Origin of the sequence: Mycobacterium sp. 852002-30065_SCH5024008, assembly GCF_001665645.1 — a bacterium.
Lineage (GTDB): Bacteria > Actinomycetota > Actinomycetes > Mycobacteriales > Mycobacteriaceae > Mycobacterium > Mycobacterium paraffinicum.
Window position 1 is genome coordinate 88,041 of record NZ_LZSZ01000102.1, and the last position, 19,049, is coordinate 107,089.

Genomic DNA, 19,049 nt, shown 5'->3' on the forward strand with positions numbered 1-19,049 from the left:
CGACCATGCGATTCGCCGATCAGGCCGCCGTAATCACCGGCGCCGCCGGAGGTCTGGGCAAGCAATACGCACTCCTTCTCGCCTCGCGCGGCGCCCGGGTCGTGGTCAACGACACGGGTGGATCGGTGACGGGGACGGTTCTAACACCTCGGCGGCCGACACCGTCGTCGACGAGATCCGCCGGCAAGGCGGCGAGGCTGTCGCAGACAACCACAGCGTGACGAGTCCCGAAGGTGCAGAGGCGATTATCGACACCGTCCTGCGTGCCTGGGGACGCGTGGACATCCTGATCAACAACGCCGGCATCGTGGGTGACACGCCGTTCGAAGACATGACCTCCGATCGGCTCGACCCCCTGGTGGATGTGCACCTGAAGGGCGCCTTTTACGTGACGCGGCCGGCGTGGCGGGCCATGCGGGAGCAGCGCTACGGCCGCGTCGTCAACACCTGCTCGGCCGCCGGAATCCTCGGCGCCGAACGCATGAGCAACTACGGCGCGGCGAAGACCGGGCTGGTCGGTTTTACCCGCGTGCTGGCCGCCGAGGGGGCCGAGCACGGCATCAAGGTCAATGCCATCGCGCCGATCGCCTACACCCGGATGCTGACGCACTCGCCCGACGGCGCCGGCCCGCAGGATGACCCGGCGGCGCGGGCGGTATTGGACGACCTTGTGGGCCAATACCTTCGAAAACTGGACCCGGCGCAGGTCGCGCCGGTGGCGGCCTTCCTGACGCACCGGGAATGCCCCGTTTCCGGAGAGATCTACACGGTCGGTGCCGGACATGTCGCGCGCTTCTTCATCGCCCGGACAAAGGGTTTCTATGACCCCGACCTGTCGATCGAGGATGTGCGCGACCATCTCGATGAGATCCGGGACGAAGCCGGCTACACGGTCCCTGGTGGGCCCGCCGACGAGATGGCCGAGCTGTTCGCGACCATCACGAACAGCTGAACGCCGTGCCCACGCCATCCGGTGCGGGCGCCGGCCGTAGGCAGCCGTACGGCTGGCTGCCTGCGGGGCTCAATCGGGCGGCCGACTGGTGGGCGTAATTCACGCAGTACAGTCCGGTTTGATCGGCGCGGCAACGATAGTCGCCGAATGACAGCGAGTCACCGTTCGCCAGTTCCGAACCATTGCCGTTGATGAACGGGCCGGGATCGGCGCGCGAAGCACCCACCTGCAGGTTGACGCCGTCGAAGGTCACCCAACCGCCCTGCCAGCCGCCGTAGGACGTCGGGGGAGCGGGTGGTGGGTTGGTCAGGCTCACCAGGCAGAGCAGGGCGGCATCCGTGTGCTTGGAATCGGTCGTGCAAGACGCTTTGCCGGCGGCGGCCGTAAACGCGATGTCGTTGCCGAGTGGCGTGGTCGCACCGTCGCGAATCGCGTTGTGATAGCGACCGGGGTCCGCGGGATGGCCGGCCTCGATCCACGCGATGACGTCGGAGATCGAGGCTCCGGCCGCCGGCGCGGCAGAGGGGGCCGGGGGTTTGCTGCCAGGTGGAGTGGAGGCGGCGGTCGTCGACGTCTGAGTTTGCTGGGACTGGCCACCGACGGTGTGTGAGCACCCGGCGACCAGTAACGACGCTGCCAGCAGCGCGGCGATCCGCATCTAGTCAGGCTAAACCGCCATGCCCGCAAATAAGGCGCTGCGCGCGCGTTACGCCCGTCATGTCGGCTAACGTCGGGTTATGCATCAGCGCACCGTCCGCGCACGCACGAGCATCGGCACCGTGGAAGGCTTCACCCGCGACGGCGTCCACCGCTGGCGATCCATCCCGTACGCTCGGCCGCCGGTCGGGTCATTGCGATTGCGGGCGCCCCGGCCGGCGCAACCGTGGTCGGGGGTGCGGCACTGCCACGGCTTCGCCAACTGCGCGCCCCAGCAGCGCCGCTACACCATGCTCGGAGTCGGCCGCTACCAGCCGATGGGGGAGGACTGCCTCACCCTCAACGTCGTCACCCCCGAGGGCCCCGCCGAAGAGCCGCTGCCCGTCATGGTCTTCATTCACGGCGGTGGCTACATCCTGGGCAGCTCGGCCACGCCGCTGTACGACGGCGCCGCATTGGCGCGCCGCGGTTGCGTGTACGTATCGGTGAACTACCGGCTGGGCGCGTTGGGATGCCTGGACCTGTCGTCCCTTTCGACCCCGGACATCACCATCGACAGCAACTTGTTCCTGCGCGACCTCGTGATGGCGTTGCGCTGGGTGAAAGACAACATCTCCGCGTTCGGCGGCGACCCGGATAACGTCACCATCTTCGGGGAGAGCGCAGGCGCGCACATCACCGCCAGCCTGTTGGCGGTGCCGGCGGCCGAAGGGCTGTTCGCACGGGCCATTTCGGAAAGTCCGGCCGCCGGCATGGTCCGGTCGCAAGAGACCGCCGCGGAATTCGCGACACGCTTCGCCGCGCTGCTGGGCGCGCGCCCGCAGGACGCCGCCGAGGTGCTGATGCAGGCGTCACCGGCGCAACTGGTCGACGCCCAGCACCGGCTGATCGACCAGGGCATGGAGGACAGGCTGGGCGCCTTTCCGATCGGCCCGGTCGCCGGCGACGACGTCGTGCCCATCGATCCGGTCGAGGCGATGCGCGGAGGGCACGCGCACCGGGTGCCACTCATCGTGGGCACCAACGCCGAAGAGGGGCGCCTGTTCACCCGGTTCCTCAAAATGCTGCCGACCAATCAAACGATGATCGAGGAACTGCTGGCCGACACGGAACCGGCTGCGCGCGAACGCATTACGTCCGCGTACCCGGATTATCCCGCGCCGTCGGCATGCATCCAGCTCGGCGGCGACTTCGCCTTCGGTTCGGCGGCCTGGCAGATCGCCGAGGCCCACAGCGCGCACGCGCCCACCTACCTCTACCGGTACGACTACGCCCCCCGCACGCTGCGCTGGTCGGGGCTGGGTGCCACCCATGCCACCGAGTTGCTGGCCGTCTTCGACGTCTATCGCACCCGATTCGGCGCGCTGCTGACCGCCGCGGCCGATCGGCGCGCCGCGCTGCGGGTCAGTAACCAGGTGCAGCGGCGGTGGCGGTCCTTCAGCCGCCACGGTGCCCCGGGCGACGACTGGCCCACCTACACCACCGCCGACCGTGCCGTCATGGTCTTCGACCGCAAGAGCCGCGTCGAGTTCGATCCACATCCGCACCGCCGGATTGCCTGGGATGGCTTCTCCCTGGCCCAGTGACCTGGCACGCTGACCCTCATGCATGCCGACACCGCAGAAGTCATCGAACGGCCCGGCGACCTGACCGCCGCATGGCTGGAAGCCGCGATCGGCGCCGGACCCATCGCCGATTTCGCCGTCGAGCGCATCGGCACCGGGCAGATGAGCGAGTGCTACCGCATCCGGCTCAGCTACGCCGAGGCCGCGGCGGCCTCCGGCAGGCCCGAGTCGGTAGTGCTCAAGGTGGCGGCCACCGATCCGGTGAGCCGGCAAACCGGGCTTGCCCTTGGCCTCTACGAGCGGGAGGTGCGCTTCTACGGCGACATCGCGCCACGCCTGGGCGGCCCGATAGCGCCCTGCTACCACGCCGCCGTCGATACCTCGACGGGCGCGTTCGATCTGTTGCTGGGTGATGCCGGGCCGGCCGTGGTCGGGGACGAAATCGCCGGCGCGACAGCCGAACAGGCGCACCTCTGTGTCGTCGAGCTCGGGCGGCTGCACGGGCCGCTGCTCGGCGACACCACGTTGGCCGAAGCCCCGTGGCTGAACCGGGAATCGCCGCTCAACCAGGCGATGATCGCTCCGCTGTACGCCGGGTTCATCGACCGCTACGGCAACCAGATCGCACCGGAGCACCGCATGGTGTGCGAACGCCTGGTCGCGTCCTTCGACGGCTACCTGGCCGCCGAGTCGGCGCCCGACCGGACCTGTGGGCTGATGCACGGTGACTACCGCCTGGACAACCTGTTGTTCGGCACCGCCGCGGCCGACCGCCCGCTGACGGTCGTCGATTGGCAGACGGTTTCCTGGGGTCCGGCGCTGACCGACCTGTCCTACTTCCTCGGCTGCGCGCTGCCGACCCCGGATCGCCGGGAGCAGTACGACGCGTTGTTGCTGGCCTACCACGAGGCGCTGGGGCCCGCGGCGCCGCTGTCGCTCGCCGACGTCGCCGAAGGTGTTCGCAGGCAAAGCTTTTTCGGCGTGATGATGGCGATCGTCTCCTCGATGCTGGTGGAACGCACCGAGCGCGGCGACCGGATGTTCATGACGATGCTGCAACGGCACTGTGATCACGTGCTCGACACCGACGCGCTGGCGACCCTGCCCGCCGCGCAGACGCCCGAACCCTTGCAGCCCACGGAGGAGGACGAAGGTGCGCACGCGCCGACCGCCGAACCGCTGTGGAGCGAGAGCTGGTATGCCGACTTCGCCGATGCGGCACAGGGATTGGGCGGCTGGTTCCGCCTCGGCCTGATCGCCAACGAGCAGAAGGCGTGGGTGCACGCGCTGCTCTGCGGGCCCGGCATGCCCACCGTGGCCGTCGACGCGCAAGTACCGCTGCCGGCGGACCCGTGGGACGTGCGCACCGAATCCTTCGAGCTCGGCCACTCCGCGACCACCCCGCTGCAGACCTACCGCGTCGACCTGCACGCGCGCGCTCACGCTTACCCCGATCCGTCGGCGTTGTTGCGCGGGGAGCCCGGCACCCCCGTCGAAATGACCATGAGCTTGGTGTGGGACACCGACGGCGTCCCGTACAAATACCGGTTGACGACGCGCTACGAGATCCCGTGCCGGGTCTCGGGCACGGTGACCATCGATGACGCCAGCTACCGCGTCGAGTCGGTCCCCGGCCAGCGCGATCACTCGTGGGGCGTGCGTGACTGGTGGAGCATGGACTGGATTTGGAGCGCGCTGCACCTCGACGACGGCACCCACCTGCACGGCGTCAACATCCGGATTCCCGGCGCGCCGGCGTTCAGCATCGGCTACTCCCAGGACGCGCGGGGAACGGTCACCGAGCTGCAAACGGTGGATTCACGAGAGTCGTTCGGCGTCAACGGATTGCCGCTGGAAGCCACCTTGGAGCTCAATCCCGGCGAGATCACCGCGGACGTCGAGGTCCGCGGCCAGGCTCCGGTGCGTCTGATCGCCGCGGACGGGCGGGTGAGCCAGTTCCCGCGGGTCTGGGCGACCGTCCAGACGGCCGACGGACGCAACGGCGTCGGCTGGCTGGAATGGAACCGCAACCTCGCGTCCGAGTGAGCGGACGGGCCCCCGTCGTGGTGATGGGTGTTTCCGGATCGGGCAAGTCGACCGTCGGAGCGGCGCTCGCGCGACGCTTGCGGGTGCCCTTCGTGGACGCCGACTCCCTGCACCCGCCGGCCAACATCGCCAAGATGGCGGCCGGTGAACCGCTCGACGACGACGACCGCTACCCCTGGCTGGACAAGGTCGGGGAGTGGTTGGCCGGCCACTGCGACGGAGGCGTGGTGAGTTGTTCGGCGCTCAAGCGCAGATACCGCGACCAGTTGCGCACGCACTGCCCGCAGGTCGAATTCCTGCACCTCGCCGGTTCACCGGCACTCATCAGCGGCCGGCTGGCCGCCAGGACCGGTCATTTCATGCCGGCCGCGCTGCTGCGGTCCCAATTCGACGCGCTCGAGCCGCTCGGCGCCGACGAGGCCGGCGCGACCATTGATGTCGGCCCCGGCGTCGATGCGATCGTCGACGCCTATCTGCGCGGCGACGCGTGAACCCTCAGGAAAGCTTGCGGCGACCCGTCTTGACCTGTTCACCGAGTCGTTCGCGCGCGGTGTCGGCCAGGTAGCCCCCCCGAGCCCGGGCCGTGTCGGCGAGGTAGATGCCGCGCGCGCGGGCGGTGTCGGCGAGGTCTTCGCCGCGATCCAATGCCGTGCTCGCCAGGTCCTCACCGCGCTTGCGTGCCTCCTTGGCCAACTTCTCGCTGCGCTTGCGGGCCTTCTTCGCCAGCGGCGCGGCTCGCTCGGCCGCCTCGTCGGCCAGCTCCTCGCCCCGTTTGCGGGCCTTCTGGGCCAGCGGCTTGCTCCGTTCGGCGGCCGTGCTGGCGAATTCGCGACCGCGTTCGAGCGCGGCCTCCGCGTACGGCGCGCCTCGTTCGGCCGCCGTGCTGGCCAGTTCGCGACCGCGTTCGGCGCCGATCTGGAGGCCGTGCACGATCTTTTCGCCCAACTCCGAAAAGTCGGTATCGAAGTGGGCGTCGTCGGAGCCGGGCAGCGCCGAAGACACTCGCTCGGAGAGCCGCTCGGCCGCCCGGCGACCGCGCCACCCGAGTGACGGCTTGCCCGCCGTGTCGGCGGACGCGATCAGCAATCCACCCACCAGGCTGAGGTCGGTGAGAAACTGCTGGCGCTTCTGCGCTTTCGCCTCCGGATCGCTCTCGTTCCAGAACGAGTGCGCCCCGAGGTTGGCCGGTACCACCGTGAACGCGAGGGCGGCCGAGGCGACGCGCGGCAGCTTGCCGGTGGCCAGCAGCAGGCCGCCGCCGATCTGAACGGCCGCAGTGATTTGTGCGACCGTCTCGGGGTCACTCGGAATGTTGCCGCTCACCGAATTCGGCAACGCCTGCAAACCATCCACCGCGGGGGCGGCCGCTGCCGCCGCCGATTTGGGGTTCAGCAGGGAATTGACTCCTTGGCCGATGAAAGCCACTGAAAGCAACGGGCGCGCGATTCTCCGGATCAACATGGCCGGTGGATTACCCGACTGGTTGGCGAACAAACCGTCCCACCCATACGCCCAGCTGAAGCGCCGTGACGGGCGACACCGATAGGGTGAAACGCGTGAGGGCGTTGATCATCGTCGACGTGCAAAACGATTTCTGCGAGGGTGGCTCGCTGCCGGTGACCCGCGGTGCCGCCGTGGCGCCCGCCATCAACGACTACCTCGCCGGCGAGCCGGGCTACCGGCACGTCGTAGCAACCCAGGATTTCCACGTCCAGCCGGACGACCATTTCTCCGACCGGCCGGACTATTCATCATCGTGGCCACCGCACTGCATCGCCGGAAGTGCCGGTGCGGAGCTGCGGCCCGACCTCGACACCAGCCGGATCGAGGCAGTCTTCCGCAAGGGCGCCTTCGCCGCGGCATACAGCGGTTTCGAGGGCGCGGACCAGAACGGGACCCCGCTGTTGGACTGGTTGCGGGAGCGTGGGGTCGACGAGGTCGATGTGGTCGGTATCGCCACCGATCAGTGCGTCCGGCGGACCGCCGAGGACGCCGCGCGGGCGGGCCTGTCCACCCGGGTGCTGGTAGACCTGACCGCGGCCGTCTCGCCGGACTCGGCCGCGGAGGCGCTTCAGGAGATGCGGGCCACGGGGGTCGAAGTGGTCGGGGGTCCGTGATGGGGGTCGCGCCGGATCGGGAGCATCTCCTGGCCGCCGTCGAGCGCTCGCCGCAGGCGGCCGCCGCGCACGACCGTGCCGGGTGGGTGGCGTTGTTCACCGACGACGGCCGCGTCGAGGACCCGGTCGGGTCGCGGCCGCACGTCGGGCAAGAGCAGATCGGCCGCTTTTATGACACCTTCATCGGTCCGCGTGACATCAAATTCCACCGCGACCTCGACATCGTCGTCGACACCGTGGTGCTGCGCGACGTCGAGCTCGAGGTTGCGATGGGCTCGGCGATCACGATGTACATTCCCGCGTTCCTGCGCTACGACCTGCGAGACACCAACGGCGAGTGGCGCATTGGCGAACTGCGGGCTTATTGGGAACTGCCCGCGATGATGCTGCAGTTCCTGCGAACCGGATCGCGCGCGGTCGGACCCGCCCTGCAACTGTCTCGGGGCTTGTTGAGCAATCAGCGGTTGCGCGGCACGACCGGCTTCATGACGGGATTCCGGCGGGTTGGTGCGCGGCACAAGAAGCTCGCCGAGGCATTCCTCGGTGCCGCCGCGCGGCAAGATCTTCTCGCCGCGTCGCGTGCGTTATCACCCGGCGCCACAATCACTCTCGGCGACCACGACGCCCTCGACCTCGCTGAACTCGTCGAGCAGCTGGACGGCGGCGGTTCGACCAAGATGATCGGCGCGGGCCCCACGGTGACGATGTCGGTCCACTCCGGCCGTGGGCGGGCAATACTGTTCGCCGACATGGCCTGGCGGGGCGACGCCATCAACCGGATCCGGTACTTTCCCGGCTGATCGCGACCCCCGGTCAGCGCAGCACCATCAACGCCAGCGATGCCACCGACATGCACAGGTACGCGCCGGGAAACGCGATGTTGTACAGGACGCGGGCCCGCAGGTGGGTCACGACTGCGCCGACAAAGAACAGCACCAGGCCGGTGGCGGCAGCGATTCCCAAGGCGGGGAGGCCCGCCAGGCCCACGATCAGCCCCGCCGCGCCGGCCAGCTTGACCGCCCCCAGCGCCGGCAACCACGAACGCGGCACCCCGACTTCGGAGGAGTTCGCCAGGACGAAACCCGCCGGGATGAGATCGGCCACGGCGATCGCGGCGGTGATGGCGGCGGTAAACAGCGTGATCGCAACGTATGCGGTGTTCATCTGCGGCAAACCCTTGTCAGACAGCCGTTTTTGCGGCGGCGAGCCGGATGGTCGCCGCAGGCGCTACGGCGCACAATCGATAAGGTCATGGTGCTGGCCTCCTTTGCAACAGAGAGCTTGATGGACGCAGTCATCTTCTTGACGGCTCCTGTGCGGAAAAGGTGACCCATGAGCGCCCCGAAACATTTGACGGATCTTGCCCAGCGTTTCGACGCGGACCGGCGACACCTGAGGTCGGTCGCGTTACAGCTGCTGGGATCGGCGGCCGACGCCGACGACGCGGTTCAGTCGGCGTGGCTGAAGGCCAGCCGTGCGGATTTCGCCGCCGTTGACAACCTCACCGGCTGGTTCACCACGATCACCGCCCGCGAGGCCGTCGACCAGCTCCGGGCACGCAAGCGACGTGCGGAACAACCGCTCGCCACCCCCGACGAACTGGACCGGCTCGCTGCGACCGCGTCGCCGCCAGCGGACGAGGAAGCGCTCTTGACGGAGTCGGTGAGCAGCGCGCTGCTCGTGGTGCTCGACCGGCTCTCACCGGCGCAGCGCGTCGCGTTCGTCCTGCATGACGTGTTCGCCGTGCCGTTCGAGAGAATCGCCGGTCTGCTCGACCGGTCGCCGGAAGCCGCGAAGAAGCTGGCAAGCCGGGCGCGTGCGCGGGTGGCCCACCCGGGTGGCGAGCCCGAGCGCATGGCGAAGCACCTCGAGGTCGTCGAGGCGTTTCTCGCGGCGTCCCGCGGCGGTGATATCGCCGGTCTGCTCGCACTGCTGGCCCCGGACGTGGTGCGCAGGGTCGATCGGGCACTGGTCCCCGACGACGTGCCGACCGAGCTACGCGGCGCCGCACGGGTCGCGGAGGAGACCCGTCGATTCGCTCTCCGGGCACGGGCCGGCGCGGTCGTGCTCATCGATGGGGCTCCGGGGATCGCGATCGCGCCAAACGGGCACGCCGAGGCGCTGCTGCTGATCGCCGTCGGAACCGATGACCGCATCCACGCGATCGACATCACCGGGGACGCCGGCCGCGTTCGCCGGGCCGTGCTGGCCCTCCCGAGTTGGCCGATCCAGCAACACCACAGCCGCATCGGGTACCAAGGACAGGAGAAACCGCCGGCCGGGCGGCCGGCAACGGGGCGAGAACGGGAGCACCATGCTCGATAAGCCGTTCGGACGGCGCGGGCTGCTGCGCGGTGCCGGCGCGCTCACCGCGGCATCCCTGGCGCCGTGGGCCGCCGGCTGCGCGCCCGAAGAAGACGCCTTGACGTTCTTCTTCGCGGCCAACCCCGACGAACGCGATGCCAGGATCCGCATCGTCGACGAGTTCGCGCGCCGCCACCCCGATATCAAGGTCCGCCCGGTGCTTTCGGCTCCGGGCGTGATGCAGCAGCTGTCGACGTTCTGCGCCGGCGGAAAATGCCCGGATGTGTTGATGGCGTGGGACCTCACCTACGCCGAGTTGGCCGCCCGTGGCGTGCTGCTCGACCTCAACACCATGCTGTCCCGCGACCAGGCCTTCGCCGCCGAGCTGAAATCGGACGGTATCGGGGCGCTCTACGACAGCTTCACGTTCAGCGGAGGCCAATACGCACTCCCCGAGCAATGGTCCGGAAACTACCTGTTCTACAACAAGCGGCTCTTCGCCGAGTCCGGGTTGCCGCCCCCGCCCAAAACGTGGCAAAACCCGTGGAATTTCACCGACTTCTTGAACACCGCCACGGCACTCACCCGGCGGGATCGCTCCGGGCGAGTGACCCAGTGGGGCTTCGTGAACATGTGGTTCTCCTACTATTCGGCCGGGCTGTTCGCCATGAACAATGGGGTGCCGTGGTCCACCCCGCTCAAGAACCCGACCCACTTCAACTTCGACAACGACGCCTTCATCGAGGCGGTGCAGTTCTATGCCGACCTGGCCAACAAGCACAAGGTCGCGCCCAATGCGTCCGAGGTGCAATCGATGTCCACGCCCGACCTGTTCGCGGCGGGCAGGGCGGCGATGGCGATGGGCGGCCACTGGCGCTACCAGACCTTCATCCGGGCCGAGGGCCTGGACTTCGACGTCACCTCGTTGCCGGTGGGGCCGCGCCGGCAGGGCCAGCCCGCCCATTCGGACATCGGTTCCACCGGATTGGCCATCTCCGCGAGCAGTCAACGCAAGGAGCAGGCATGGGAATTCGTGAAATTCGCGACCGGCCCCGTCGGGCAGGCGTTGATCGGTGAATCCAGCCTCTTTGTGCCGGTGTTGCAATCGGCGCTCGACTCGGCCGGCTTCGCCAAGGCCCACCAGAACCTCGACAACCTCGCCGTCCTCACCCAAGGACCCGCGTACTCCGAAGGGCTGCCCGTCACCCCGTCATGGGAGAAGATCGTCGCCTTGATGGACCGCAGCTTCGGGCCCGTGCTGCGTGGATCACGGCCCGCCACGTCGCTGGCGAGTCTGTCGCCGGCCATCGACGAGGTGTTGCGCAACCCATGACGTCGGTCGATGCCACCACGCGCACACCCGCCAAGGGCGCCGGTCCGTGGCGACGGCGGGCCCGCGCCGGCCGCTTTTTCGTGGCGCCGAATCTGGCCGCCGTCGCGGTGTTCATGCTGTTTCCGCTGGGATTCTCGCTCTACATGAGCTTTCAGCGGTGGGACGTCTTTCGGCCGCCAAAGTTCGTGGGCCTGAGGAACTTCCAAGAGCTGTTCACCTCGGACCCGCTCTTTCTCATCGCCATTCGCAACACCGTCGTCTTCACCCTCGGAACGGTCGTGCCGACCATCGTCGTCAGCCTCGTCGTGGCCGGCGTGCTGAACCGAAAGGTCAGGGGCATCGGCATTTTCCGCACCATCGTCTTTCTGCCGCTGGCCATCTCGTCGGTCGTCATGGCGGTCGTCTGGCAGTTCGTCTTCAACACCGACAACGGGTTGCTCAACATCATGCTGGGCTGGGTCGGGGTCGGCCCGGTCCCGTGGCTGGTCGAACCCCGATGGGCGATGGCCTCGCTGTGCATCCTCAGCGTGTGGCGCAGCGTGCCGTTCGCCACCGTCATCCTGCTCGCGGCGATGCAGGGCGTTCCCGAGACCGTCTACGAGGCGGCGCGAATCGACGGGGCCGGCGAGATACGGCAGTTCGTGTCGATCACGGTGCCGCTGATCCGTGGGTCGATATCATTTGTGGGCGTCATCTCGATCATTCACGCGTTCCAGGCTTTTGACATGGTCTATGTCCTCAACGGCGCGAACGGCGGCCCCGAAACCGCCACATATGTCCTGGGCATCATGCTGTTCCAGCACGCGTTCTCCTTCCTGGAATTCGGGTATGCGTCCGCGCTGGCGTGGGTGATGTTCGCGATCCTGCTGGTGCTGACCGTGGTGCAGCTGCGAATCACTCGGCAACGGTCTTGGGAGACTTCTCGTGGCCTCAGCTGAGCGGGTGTTCACGCGCAATGTCGTTCGTAGCCTGGTGGTCTACACCGCGCTGCTCGCCATCGCCTGGTGCTGGTTGTTCCCGATCGCCTGGGCCGTGTCCGGCTCATTGAAGCGGGAAGGCGAGATCACCGAGCCAAGGCTGCTACCGGCGCACCCGCGGTGGTCCAACTACACCGAGGTGTTCTCGTTGATGCCGTTCGCGCGGATGTTCTTCAACACCGTGCTGTACGCCGGGTGCGTGACCGCCGGCCAGGTGTTCTTCTGCTCGCTGGCCGGATACGCGTTCGCCAGACTGCAATTCCGCGGTCGCGACACACTGTTCGTGTTATACCTTGGCACCTTGATGGTGCCGCTGACCGTGACCGTGATCCCGCAGTTCATCTTGATGCGGACGGTCGGGTGGGTCGACACACCCTGGTCGATGATCGTGCCGGGCTTGTTCGGCAGCGCGTTCGGTACCTACCTGATGCGGCAGTTCTTCCGGACGCTTCCGACCGACCTGGAGGAGGCGGCGATACTCGACGGTTGTTCGCCATGGCAGATCTATTGGCGAATCCTGTTGCCCCACGCCCGCCCAGCGGTGATGGTGCTGGCGGTGCTCACCTGGGTCAACGTGTGGAACGACTTCCTATGGCCACTGCTGATGCTCCAGCGCAACAGCCTGGCCACGCTGACGCTCGGCCTGGTGCGCATGCGGGGCGAGTATGTGGCGCGCTGGCCGATCATCATGGCGGCCTCGATGCTCATCATGCTGCCGTTGGTCATCATCTATGCGATCGCGCAGCGGTCCTTCGTCAGGGGGATCGCTGTCTCGGGGCTGAACGGGTAGCCCATGGCCTCAGTGACTTTCGACCAAGCGACGCGGTGTTACGCCGGAGCCGACCGGCCGGCCTTGGACGGCCTCGACCTGGACGTCGGCGACGGCGAGTTCGTCGTCCTGGTCGGTCCCTCCGGATGCGGCAAGACCACCTCGCTGCGGATGGTGGCGGGGCTGGAATCGCTGGACTCAGGGCGCATCTGGATCGGTGACCGCGACGTCACCACCGTCGATCCCAAGGACCGTGACGTCGCGATGGTCTTCCAGAACTATGCGCTCTACCCGCACATGACGGTCGCGCAAAACATGGGCTTCGCCCTGAAGATCGCCAAGACGCCGAAGCCCGAAATCCGCGACCGGGTCCTGGACGCCGCGAAACTGCTTGACCTGCAGCCCTATCTGGACCGCAAACCCAAGGACCTCTCCGGTGGGCAACGCCAGCGGGTGGCGATGGGACGTGCGATCGTCCGCCGGCCGCAGGTCTTCCTGATGGACGAGCCGCTGTCGAATCTCGATGCCAAACTGCGCGTGCAAACCCGCAACCAGATCGCGGCACTGCAACGGCGGCTCGGCACCACCACCGTCTACGTCACCCACGACCAGGTCGAGGCGATGACCATGGGTGACCGCGTCGCCGTCCTGTGCGACGGTGTGCTGCAGCAGTTCGCCGCGCCACGCGAGCTGTACCGCAATCCGGTCAACGTCTTCGTCGCGGGTTTCATCGGGTCGCCGGCCATGAACCTGTTCACCCTGCCCATCGTCGATTCCGCCGTGTCGCTGGGGGATTGGCACATCCCGCTACCCCGGGAGCTCACCGATGCTGCGAGCGAAGTCGTCGTGGGGGTCCGCCCCGAGCACTTCGAACTGGGCGGCCTCGGTGTCGAGATGGAGGTCGACGTGGTCGAGGAGCTCGGGGCGGATGCCTACGTCTACGGCCGAATCACCGGCTCCGGCAAGGTCATTGATCAGCCCGTCGTTGCGCGTGCCGATGGACGCCGGCCTCCGGAAAAGGGCAGCCGGGTGCGCCTGCACCCGGAGCCGGGGCACCTGCACTTCTTCGGTGTCGACGGCCAACGAATCTGTTGAGGGGGTAGGCCTATGGCGTCGACGGTGAGCACGTCCCGCGCCGATCTGGTGTGTGAGGGCGGCGGCGTCCGGGGCATCGGGCTGGTCGGCGCGGTCGACGCGCTGTCCGGGGCCGGTTACCGGTTTCCCCGCGTCGCGGGTAGCAGCGCGGGCGCGATCGTCGCGTCGCTGATCGCGGCGCTGCAGGTCGCGGGCGAACCGCTGAGCCGGCTCGCGGAAGTCATGCGGTCCATCGACTACCGGAAGTTCCTGGATCGCAGTCTGATCGGACACGTGCCGCTGATCGGCGGGGGATTGTCGCTGTTGGTGTCGGACGGTGTCTACCGCGGGGCCTACTTGGAACGGCTGCTCGCCGGTCTGCTCGCCGACTTGGGTGTGCGGACGTTCGGTGACTTGCGCACAGGCGAGGAGCCGGACCAGTTCGCGTGGTCGCTGGTGGTGACGGCCAGTGACCTGTCCCGGCGCCGGCTGGTGCGCATCCCGTGGGACCTCGCTTCCTATGGCATCGACCCCGACCACTTTTCGGTCGCCCGCGCCGTGCACGCCTCGTCGGCGATCCCCTATGTGTTCGAACCCGTTCGGGTCAGCAACGCCACCTGGGTCGATGGCGGCTTGCTCTCCGATTTTCCGGTGGAGCTGTTCGACCGGCCCGACGCTGAGCCGCGATGGCCGACATTCGGGATCCGGCTGTCCGCGCGTCCCGGCATCCCGCCCACCCATCCGGTGCACGGACCAGTTTCCTTGGGAATCGCGGCGATAGAGACACTGGTAAGCAATCAGGACAACGCCTACATCGACGACCCGTGCACCGTCCGGCGCACCATCTTCGTCGCGGCCGAAGAGGTCAGCCCGATCGACTTCAACATCACCGCCGAGCAACGCGACGGCCTGTATCAACGAGGATTCCAGGCGGGCCAACAGTTCCTGCGGACCTGGAGCTACCCGGACTACCTGGCGGCGTGTGGCGGACCGGCGAAAGGCGCTAAGTAGGAGTCAGATCCCGCGTCCAGGGTTATCCGCGCGCGCAGCGGATCTCATCGAGGCGATGTCCGACCCGCTCAACGTCGGCCGGCAATGGCAATTGGTTGGTGACACGGGTGATTTCCACACCGATATCAACGGGGCTGATCGGCCAGAATTGGCGCCTCATGAGTTTGCTTGCAATGGCGGTGATCTCGTCGTCGCAAAGTCGCCGGCGGGTCAAGGCCGCCAGGGTCGCATATCCGGTTGTCGGCATGCCTGCGGGGTAGCCGGCCCGCACGAAAGCCACGATGCTCGACACCCAAAGGGCCAGGTCCATATTCCCACCTCGCTCACCGCCGCGATGTAAAGAGCGGCAGATCCTACAACTAGCAACGTACCATCGGCAACGTCATCAGCTGAGTAACGCCACACAGTTAAAACGCATTTTTTACTCGCCGGTGTTGCGCGGGCGGCGGGGCGATCTTCGCCACGATCCTGCGCCGACGGGCGCGCCGTAACGACGTTTGGCCGCAAGGCTTTCTAGGATTGCCGCGTGGTTGATCGCTACGGAACCGATGTCCTTGCCGCAGGCCGGCGCAAGCCCCACTCGACCGAGCACCCAGCCGAACTGGGCCTCGTGGTCGAGGACGTGCAGACCGGGTACGTCGGTGCGGTGGTGAGGGTCGAGTACGGGCGGGTCGATCTGGAAGACCGGCGCGGGCACGTGCGCGGCTTCCCTTTGGGCCCTGGCTATTTGCTCGAGGGCCGTCCGGTGATCCTCACCCCGCCGCGTCGTGCGGCGCCTGCCGCCGCCACGAGGACGGCGTCCGGCTCGGTCGCCCTGCCGGGAGCCCGCGCCCGGGTGGCCCGCGCCAGCCGGATCTACGTCGAGGGGCGGCACGACGCCGAACTCATCGCGCAGGTGTGGGGCGAGGACCTGCGGATCGAGGGTGTCGTCGTCGAGCATCTCGGCGGCGTGGACGACCTGGTGGAGATCGTGGCGGAGTTCGCGCCCGGTCCGGGGCGCCGGCTCGGTGTGCTCGTCGATCACCTGGTCAGAGGTTCGAAGGAGGCGAGGATCGCCGACGCGGTGCGGCGAGGGCCGGGTGGCAGCGACACGCTGGTGGTCGGCCATCCCTACGTCGACATCTGGCAGGCCGTGAAACCCCAGCGGCTCGGCCTGGCGGGCTGGCCGGATGTGCCACGGCACATCGAGTGGAAGCACGGGGCGTGCCGGGCGCTCGGCCTGCCCCACGCCAACCAGGCGGACATCGCCAGGGCCTGGCGGCATATTCGGTCCCGGGTGCGCGACTGGAATGACCTCGAGCCGGCGCTGATCAGCCGGGTCGAAGAACTCATCGACTTCGTGACGCAGCCGGCCTCGTGACGCAGCGGGCTTAGGCTAGGCTAAGCCGGGATCCCGACCCGCGGGACAGAAATCGGGCGCATGCAGGGCGTATTCGGCGTACTAATCGGCACCTTTCTCATCGGCCTCCGTGAAGGCCTCGAGGCGGCGCTCATCGTGAGCATCGTCGGCGCCTTCCTGAAACGAAACGGCCAGCCGATACGGCCGATGTTTGCCGGCGTCGCCTCGGCGGTGCTGATCAGCGTCGCGGTCGGGGTGGGCCTGAATCTGTTCGCGACGAGCCTGCCGCAGGCGCAGCAGGAGATGATGGAAACCGTCATCAATGTCATCGCCGTGGTGTTCGTGACGTCGATGATCATCTGGATGAACGGCAACGCCGCGCAGGTCAAGGGCGAGCTCGAGCGCGATGCCCGGCAGGCGATCAACCGCGGCGGTGCGCTCGCCTTGGCCGCGATGGCCTTCCTCGCCGTCCTCAAGGAGGGCTTCGAGACATCGGTGTTCTTGTTGGCGGCCGCCCAGACGTCGCACGGCAACCGATGGTTCGCCGTACTGGGTGGTGCGCTGGGGATCGCGGCGGCGGTCGCGATGGGTGTCGCGCTGTACTTCGGCGGATTGAAACTCAACATCGGCCGCTTTTTCCGGGTCACCGGGGTGTTCTTGGTGTTGATCGCCGCCGGGCTGGTGCTGGGGGCGCTGCGTACCGCACACGAGGCCGGCTGGGTGAACATCGGGCAGCGGCGGGTGTTCGACCTGTCCGCCTGGCTGCCCAGCAACTCGGTGCTCGGCGCGGTGACCGCCGGGATGTTCGGGATACCCGCCGACCCCCGAGTCATCGAGGTGGTGGGCTGGCTGCTCTACGCGGTGCCCGTGCTCGCCATCTTCTTGTGGCCCGCTCGCCTTGCCGCCGCCCCGCGGGCCAGGGCGCGCCTGTTGGCGGCCGCCTCGATGCTGCTACTCCTCACCGCCGCCGCGCTGGTGGCGCTGGTGCCGGCCGGCGACTCTTCGGGCGACCCGCGGACCCGCACCGTCAGCGATCGTGCCGGCCACACCGCCGCGGTGTCGCTGGTGAATGGGCCGCACGGACGGGAGCTCGCCATCTTCGCGCACGGCACCTCAACCGTCCGCAACATCCTGCTCGTCCCGGTTGACGACAAAATCGTGGACGGCTTGCCGGTACAGGTATGGCAGGCTTCTGAGGCTGCCGGGGCCGACGGCGCGTCGGAAGTAACGCTGGATCAGTTGCTGAGCATGACCGGGGGCCGGCTGCCGGTCGGTCTGGCGGTTGGGCGCACTCCGGGGCCGTTTCAGGGTCAATGGTCGACAACCACCGTGTATACCGTGCTTGCGCACAGCGATTCCGTGCTAAATGCGCAGGCAACGAGCAACCGCACGGCGGTTTTGACCGGCGGTGGGCTGATCGGGGCCAAGACCGTCAGTCTTGGCGGGCTGGCGACGGACTGGTCCACGTCCGGGGCCGAAGACCGCTCGGCCGCCGCGCAGATCGCGGCAAGTCATCGAAACCGTGCGGAAGCGCAGCTGTGGAAGGTATGGCTTCCGCTGGCACTGGGTGGTTTTGCTCTGGCCTGCGTCCTTGGCGCTGTAGCCTCGGCGCGGCGCGGGACGCCGACCGAACAGGAAAGGAAGACGGTTGACACCGAATCGAACCGCCCGAAGTTGCCGGTCCTTTGAGTTCTGGCCGGCCGCAACGGCGTTGGTCGTAATCACAACATCCTTGGCGACGGCCTGTAGTCACTCGAGTGGCAACGCGAGCCGCGCGGAATCTCAGAAACCCGGCGGCACCAACGCGGTCAAGGTCACCATGGCCAGCACCGCCGGCAAGGACGGCTGCGCCCTTGACAACACCAGCGTGCCCGCGGGGCCGGTGACCTTCACGGTGGCCAACACGAATGCGCCCGGTATCAGCGAAGTCGAATTGCTCAGGGACCAGCGGATCGTCGGCGAGAAGGAAAATCTCGCGCCCGGCCTGGATCCGGTCTCGTTCACGGTCACCTTGGACGGCGGCGCGTATCAGCTCTACTGTCCGGGCGCGAGCACCGAATACCAAACCCTCACCGTCACGGGCAAAACGCCGGCGGCGCCGACGGGCACCGTGGCCGGCATCCTCAGCCAGGGGACCAAGGACTATGCGGGCTATATCGTCAGCCAGATCAGTCAGCTCAACGATGGCGTGAAGGCACTCGACGCCGCCGTGCAGTCTGGCAACGTCGACGCCGCGAAGAGCGCTTACGCCAAAGCCCGGCTGTTCTGGGAGCGCTCGGAGTCCACCGTGGAGGGCTTCGTGTTACCGGGCTTCGCGGTCGGCGACAATGCCGGCAGCCTGGACTATCTGATCGATATGCGTGAGTCCACGCCGGTCGACGCCAAGGTGGGGTGGAAGGGCTTCCACGCCATCGAGCGTGACTTGTGGCAGGGTGGCGCGATCACCCCCGCCACCAAGGCATTCAGCAGCGAATTGGTCGGTAACGTCGGCAAATTGAACGGCATCGTCGCCAACCTGCAGTACAAGCCCGAGGACTTGGCCAACGGTGCCAGCGACCTGATCGAAGAGATCCAGAACACCAAGATCACCGGAGAGGAGGAGGCCTTCAGCCACATCGATCTGGTCGACTTCTCGGGCAACGTGGAGGGCGCTCAGCAGGCGTACGCTTCGCTGCGGCCGGGCCTGGAGAAGATCGACGCCAATTTGGTCAACCAGATCGATCAGCAATTCCACACGGTGCTGGCCACTTTGGACGGATACCGTGACCCGTCTGCGCTCGGCGGCTTCCGGACTTACACCCCTGCGCTGAAGGCCAGCGACGCGCCAAAGCTCACCGCGGTCATCCAGCCGCTGCACCAGAGCCTGTCGACGGTCGCCCAAAAAGTCGTCTCGGCGGGCTGACCT

The 19,049-nt window shown here is 67.6% G+C and carries 18 protein-coding genes and 1 pseudogene; 15 read left to right on the forward strand and 4 right to left on the reverse strand.

All coding sequences use genetic code 11. The annotated features are described in order from the left end of the window. The first annotated feature begins 5 nt into the window (after positions 1–5). A pseudogene (locus A5781_RS14355) lies at positions 6–952 on the forward strand (SDR family NAD(P)-dependent oxidoreductase). Here A5781_RS14355 and A5781_RS14360 read toward each other — a convergent pair. Then, positions 939–1,610, reverse strand: a complete 672-nt coding sequence (locus A5781_RS14360) for a hypothetical protein (protein ID WP_067207028.1) — start codon at positions 1,608–1,610, stop codon at positions 939–941. The pseudogene A5781_RS14355 and the gene A5781_RS14360 overlap by 14 nt on opposite strands. Positions 1,611–1,689: 79 nt before the next feature. Here A5781_RS14360 and A5781_RS14365 point away from each other — a divergent pair, with 79 nt between their 5' ends. Genes A5781_RS14365 through A5781_RS14375 form a run of 3 tightly spaced genes read left to right on the forward strand, consistent with a single transcriptional unit; the run spans position 1,690 to position 5,711 of the window. Further along, positions 1,690–3,195 (forward strand): carboxylesterase/lipase family protein, encoded by a 1,506-nt coding sequence (locus tag A5781_RS14365; RefSeq protein ID WP_067207032.1) that lies wholly within the window; start codon positions 1,690–1,692, stop codon positions 3,193–3,195. Between the two features lie 18 nt (positions 3,196–3,213). Beyond that, positions 3,214–5,220 carry a phosphotransferase gene (locus A5781_RS14370; RefSeq protein ID WP_067207034.1) on the forward strand — a complete coding sequence of 669 codons (2,007 nt, stop codon included), beginning with the start codon at positions 3,214–3,216 and terminating at the stop codon, positions 5,218–5,220. Further along, a complete protein-coding gene (locus tag A5781_RS14375; protein WP_067207037.1) occupies positions 5,217–5,711 on the forward strand; it encodes a gluconokinase in 495 nt (164 codons plus the stop codon). Before A5781_RS14370 ends, A5781_RS14375 begins: the two co-directional genes overlap by 4 nt. 4 nt (positions 5,712–5,715) lie before the next feature. Here A5781_RS14375 and A5781_RS14380 read toward each other — a convergent pair whose 3' ends face one another. Then, a complete protein-coding gene (locus A5781_RS14380; protein ID WP_067207039.1) occupies positions 5,716–6,681 on the reverse strand; it encodes a DoxX family protein in 966 nt (321 codons plus the stop codon). A gap of 95 nt (positions 6,682–6,776) precedes the next feature. On the opposite strand from A5781_RS14380, the gene pncA reads away from it, so the two are divergent. Together pncA and A5781_RS14390 are read left to right on the forward strand one after the other, a co-directional pair. After that, positions 6,777–7,337 carry a pyrazinamidase PncA gene (pncA, locus tag A5781_RS14385; RefSeq protein WP_082939349.1) on the forward strand — a complete coding sequence of 187 codons (561 nt, stop codon included), beginning with the start codon at positions 6,777–6,779 and terminating at the stop codon, positions 7,335–7,337. Next, positions 7,337–8,137, forward strand: coding sequence for a ketosteroid isomerase family protein (locus tag A5781_RS14390; RefSeq protein ID WP_067207046.1), 801 nt, complete (start codon positions 7,337–7,339; stop codon positions 8,135–8,137). Before pncA ends, A5781_RS14390 begins: the two co-directional genes overlap by 1 nt. 13 nt (positions 8,138–8,150) lie before the next feature. Here the strand turns inward: A5781_RS14390 and A5781_RS14395 are convergent, their stop codons facing one another. Beyond that, positions 8,151–8,501 carry a DoxX family protein gene (locus A5781_RS14395; protein ID WP_067207047.1) on the reverse strand — a complete coding sequence of 117 codons (351 nt, stop codon included), beginning with the start codon at positions 8,499–8,501 and terminating at the stop codon, positions 8,151–8,153. Between the two features lie 168 nt (positions 8,502–8,669). Here A5781_RS14395 and A5781_RS14400 point away from each other — a divergent pair, with 168 nt between their 5' ends. From A5781_RS14400 to A5781_RS14425, 6 genes are read left to right on the forward strand one after another with little or no spacing between them, the layout of a single operon-like run. Then, complete coding sequence (locus A5781_RS14400; protein ID WP_067207051.1) at positions 8,670–9,662, forward strand: sigma-70 family RNA polymerase sigma factor; 993 nt, start codon at positions 8,670–8,672, stop codon at positions 9,660–9,662. Beyond that, on the forward strand, positions 9,652–10,974 hold the full coding sequence (locus A5781_RS14405) for a sugar ABC transporter substrate-binding protein (RefSeq protein WP_067207057.1): 1,323 nt from the start codon (positions 9,652–9,654) through the stop codon (positions 10,972–10,974). The genes A5781_RS14400 and A5781_RS14405 overlap by 11 nt, the downstream gene beginning before the upstream one ends. Beyond that, entirely contained in the window at positions 10,971–11,912 is a 942-nt protein-coding gene (locus tag A5781_RS14410) for a carbohydrate ABC transporter permease (RefSeq protein ID WP_067207060.1), read from the forward strand. Before A5781_RS14405 ends, A5781_RS14410 begins: the two co-directional genes overlap by 4 nt. A gap of 4 nt (positions 11,913–11,916) precedes the next feature. After that, positions 11,917–12,741, forward strand: a complete 825-nt coding sequence (locus tag A5781_RS14415; protein ID WP_369816465.1) for a carbohydrate ABC transporter permease — start codon at positions 11,917–11,919, stop codon at positions 12,739–12,741. A gap of 3 nt (positions 12,742–12,744) precedes the next feature. Next, positions 12,745–13,815, forward strand: coding sequence for an ABC transporter ATP-binding protein (locus A5781_RS14420; RefSeq protein WP_067207066.1), 1,071 nt, complete (start codon positions 12,745–12,747; stop codon positions 13,813–13,815). A gap of 24 nt (positions 13,816–13,839) precedes the next feature. Next, positions 13,840–14,805, forward strand: a complete 966-nt coding sequence (locus A5781_RS14425; RefSeq protein WP_231990710.1) for a patatin-like phospholipase family protein — start codon at positions 13,840–13,842, stop codon at positions 14,803–14,805. A gap of 22 nt (positions 14,806–14,827) precedes the next feature. Here the strand turns inward: A5781_RS14425 and A5781_RS14430 are convergent, their stop codons facing one another. Then, entirely contained in the window at positions 14,828–15,115 is a 288-nt protein-coding gene (locus A5781_RS14430) for a DUF3349 domain-containing protein (protein WP_067207077.1), read from the reverse strand. A gap of 216 nt (positions 15,116–15,331) precedes the next feature. Between A5781_RS14430 and A5781_RS14435 the strand changes: the two genes are divergently transcribed. From A5781_RS14435 to efeO, 3 genes are read left to right on the forward strand one after another with little or no spacing between them, the layout of a single operon-like run. Beyond that, positions 15,332–16,165, forward strand: a complete 834-nt coding sequence (locus A5781_RS14435) for a DUF3097 family protein (RefSeq protein ID WP_067207080.1) — start codon at positions 15,332–15,334, stop codon at positions 16,163–16,165. A gap of 60 nt (positions 16,166–16,225) precedes the next feature. Continuing rightward, on the forward strand, positions 16,226–17,833 hold the full coding sequence (gene efeU / locus A5781_RS14440; protein WP_067207083.1) for an iron uptake transporter permease EfeU: 1,608 nt from the start codon (positions 16,226–16,228) through the stop codon (positions 17,831–17,833). A 43-nt stretch (positions 17,834–17,876) separates the two neighbouring features. Next, the gene (efeO, locus tag A5781_RS14445) at positions 17,877–19,046 is read left to right on the forward strand and encodes an iron uptake system protein EfeO (protein ID WP_369817731.1); all 1,170 of its coding nucleotides are present in this window, start codon (positions 17,877–17,879) and stop codon (positions 19,044–19,046) included. Positions 19,047–19,049: the final 3 nt, after the last annotated feature.

Coding starts and splice junctions, on each gene's coding strand:
- efeU (WP_067207083.1), top strand. CDS start 16,226: ATGCAGGGCGTATTCGGCGTACTAATCGGCACCTTTCTCATCGGCCTC.
- A5781_RS14365 (WP_067207032.1), top strand. CDS start 1,690: ATGCATCAGCGCACCGTCCGCGCACGCACGAGCATCGGCACCGTGGAA.
- A5781_RS14370 (WP_067207034.1), top strand. CDS start 3,214: ATGCATGCCGACACCGCAGAAGTCATCGAACGGCCCGGCGACCTGACC.
- A5781_RS14395 (WP_067207047.1), bottom strand. CDS start 8,501: ATGAACACCGCATACGTTGCGATCACGCTGTTTACCGCCGCCATCACC.
- A5781_RS14410 (WP_067207060.1), top strand. CDS start 10,971: ATGACGTCGGTCGATGCCACCACGCGCACACCCGCCAAGGGCGCCGGT.
- A5781_RS14405 (WP_067207057.1), top strand. CDS start 9,652: ATGCTCGATAAGCCGTTCGGACGGCGCGGGCTGCTGCGCGGTGCCGGC.
- A5781_RS14400 (WP_067207051.1), top strand. CDS start 8,670: ATGAGCGCCCCGAAACATTTGACGGATCTTGCCCAGCGTTTCGACGCG.
- A5781_RS14430 (WP_067207077.1), bottom strand. CDS start 15,115: ATGGACCTGGCCCTTTGGGTGTCGAGCATCGTGGCTTTCGTGCGGGCC.
- A5781_RS14380 (WP_067207039.1), bottom strand. CDS start 6,681: ATGTTGATCCGGAGAATCGCGCGCCCGTTGCTTTCAGTGGCTTTCATC.
- A5781_RS14390 (WP_067207046.1), top strand. CDS start 7,337: ATGGGGGTCGCGCCGGATCGGGAGCATCTCCTGGCCGCCGTCGAGCGC.
- A5781_RS14360 (WP_067207028.1), bottom strand. CDS start 1,610: ATGCGGATCGCCGCGCTGCTGGCAGCGTCGTTACTGGTCGCCGGGTGC.
- A5781_RS14420 (WP_067207066.1), top strand. CDS start 12,745: ATGGCCTCAGTGACTTTCGACCAAGCGACGCGGTGTTACGCCGGAGCC.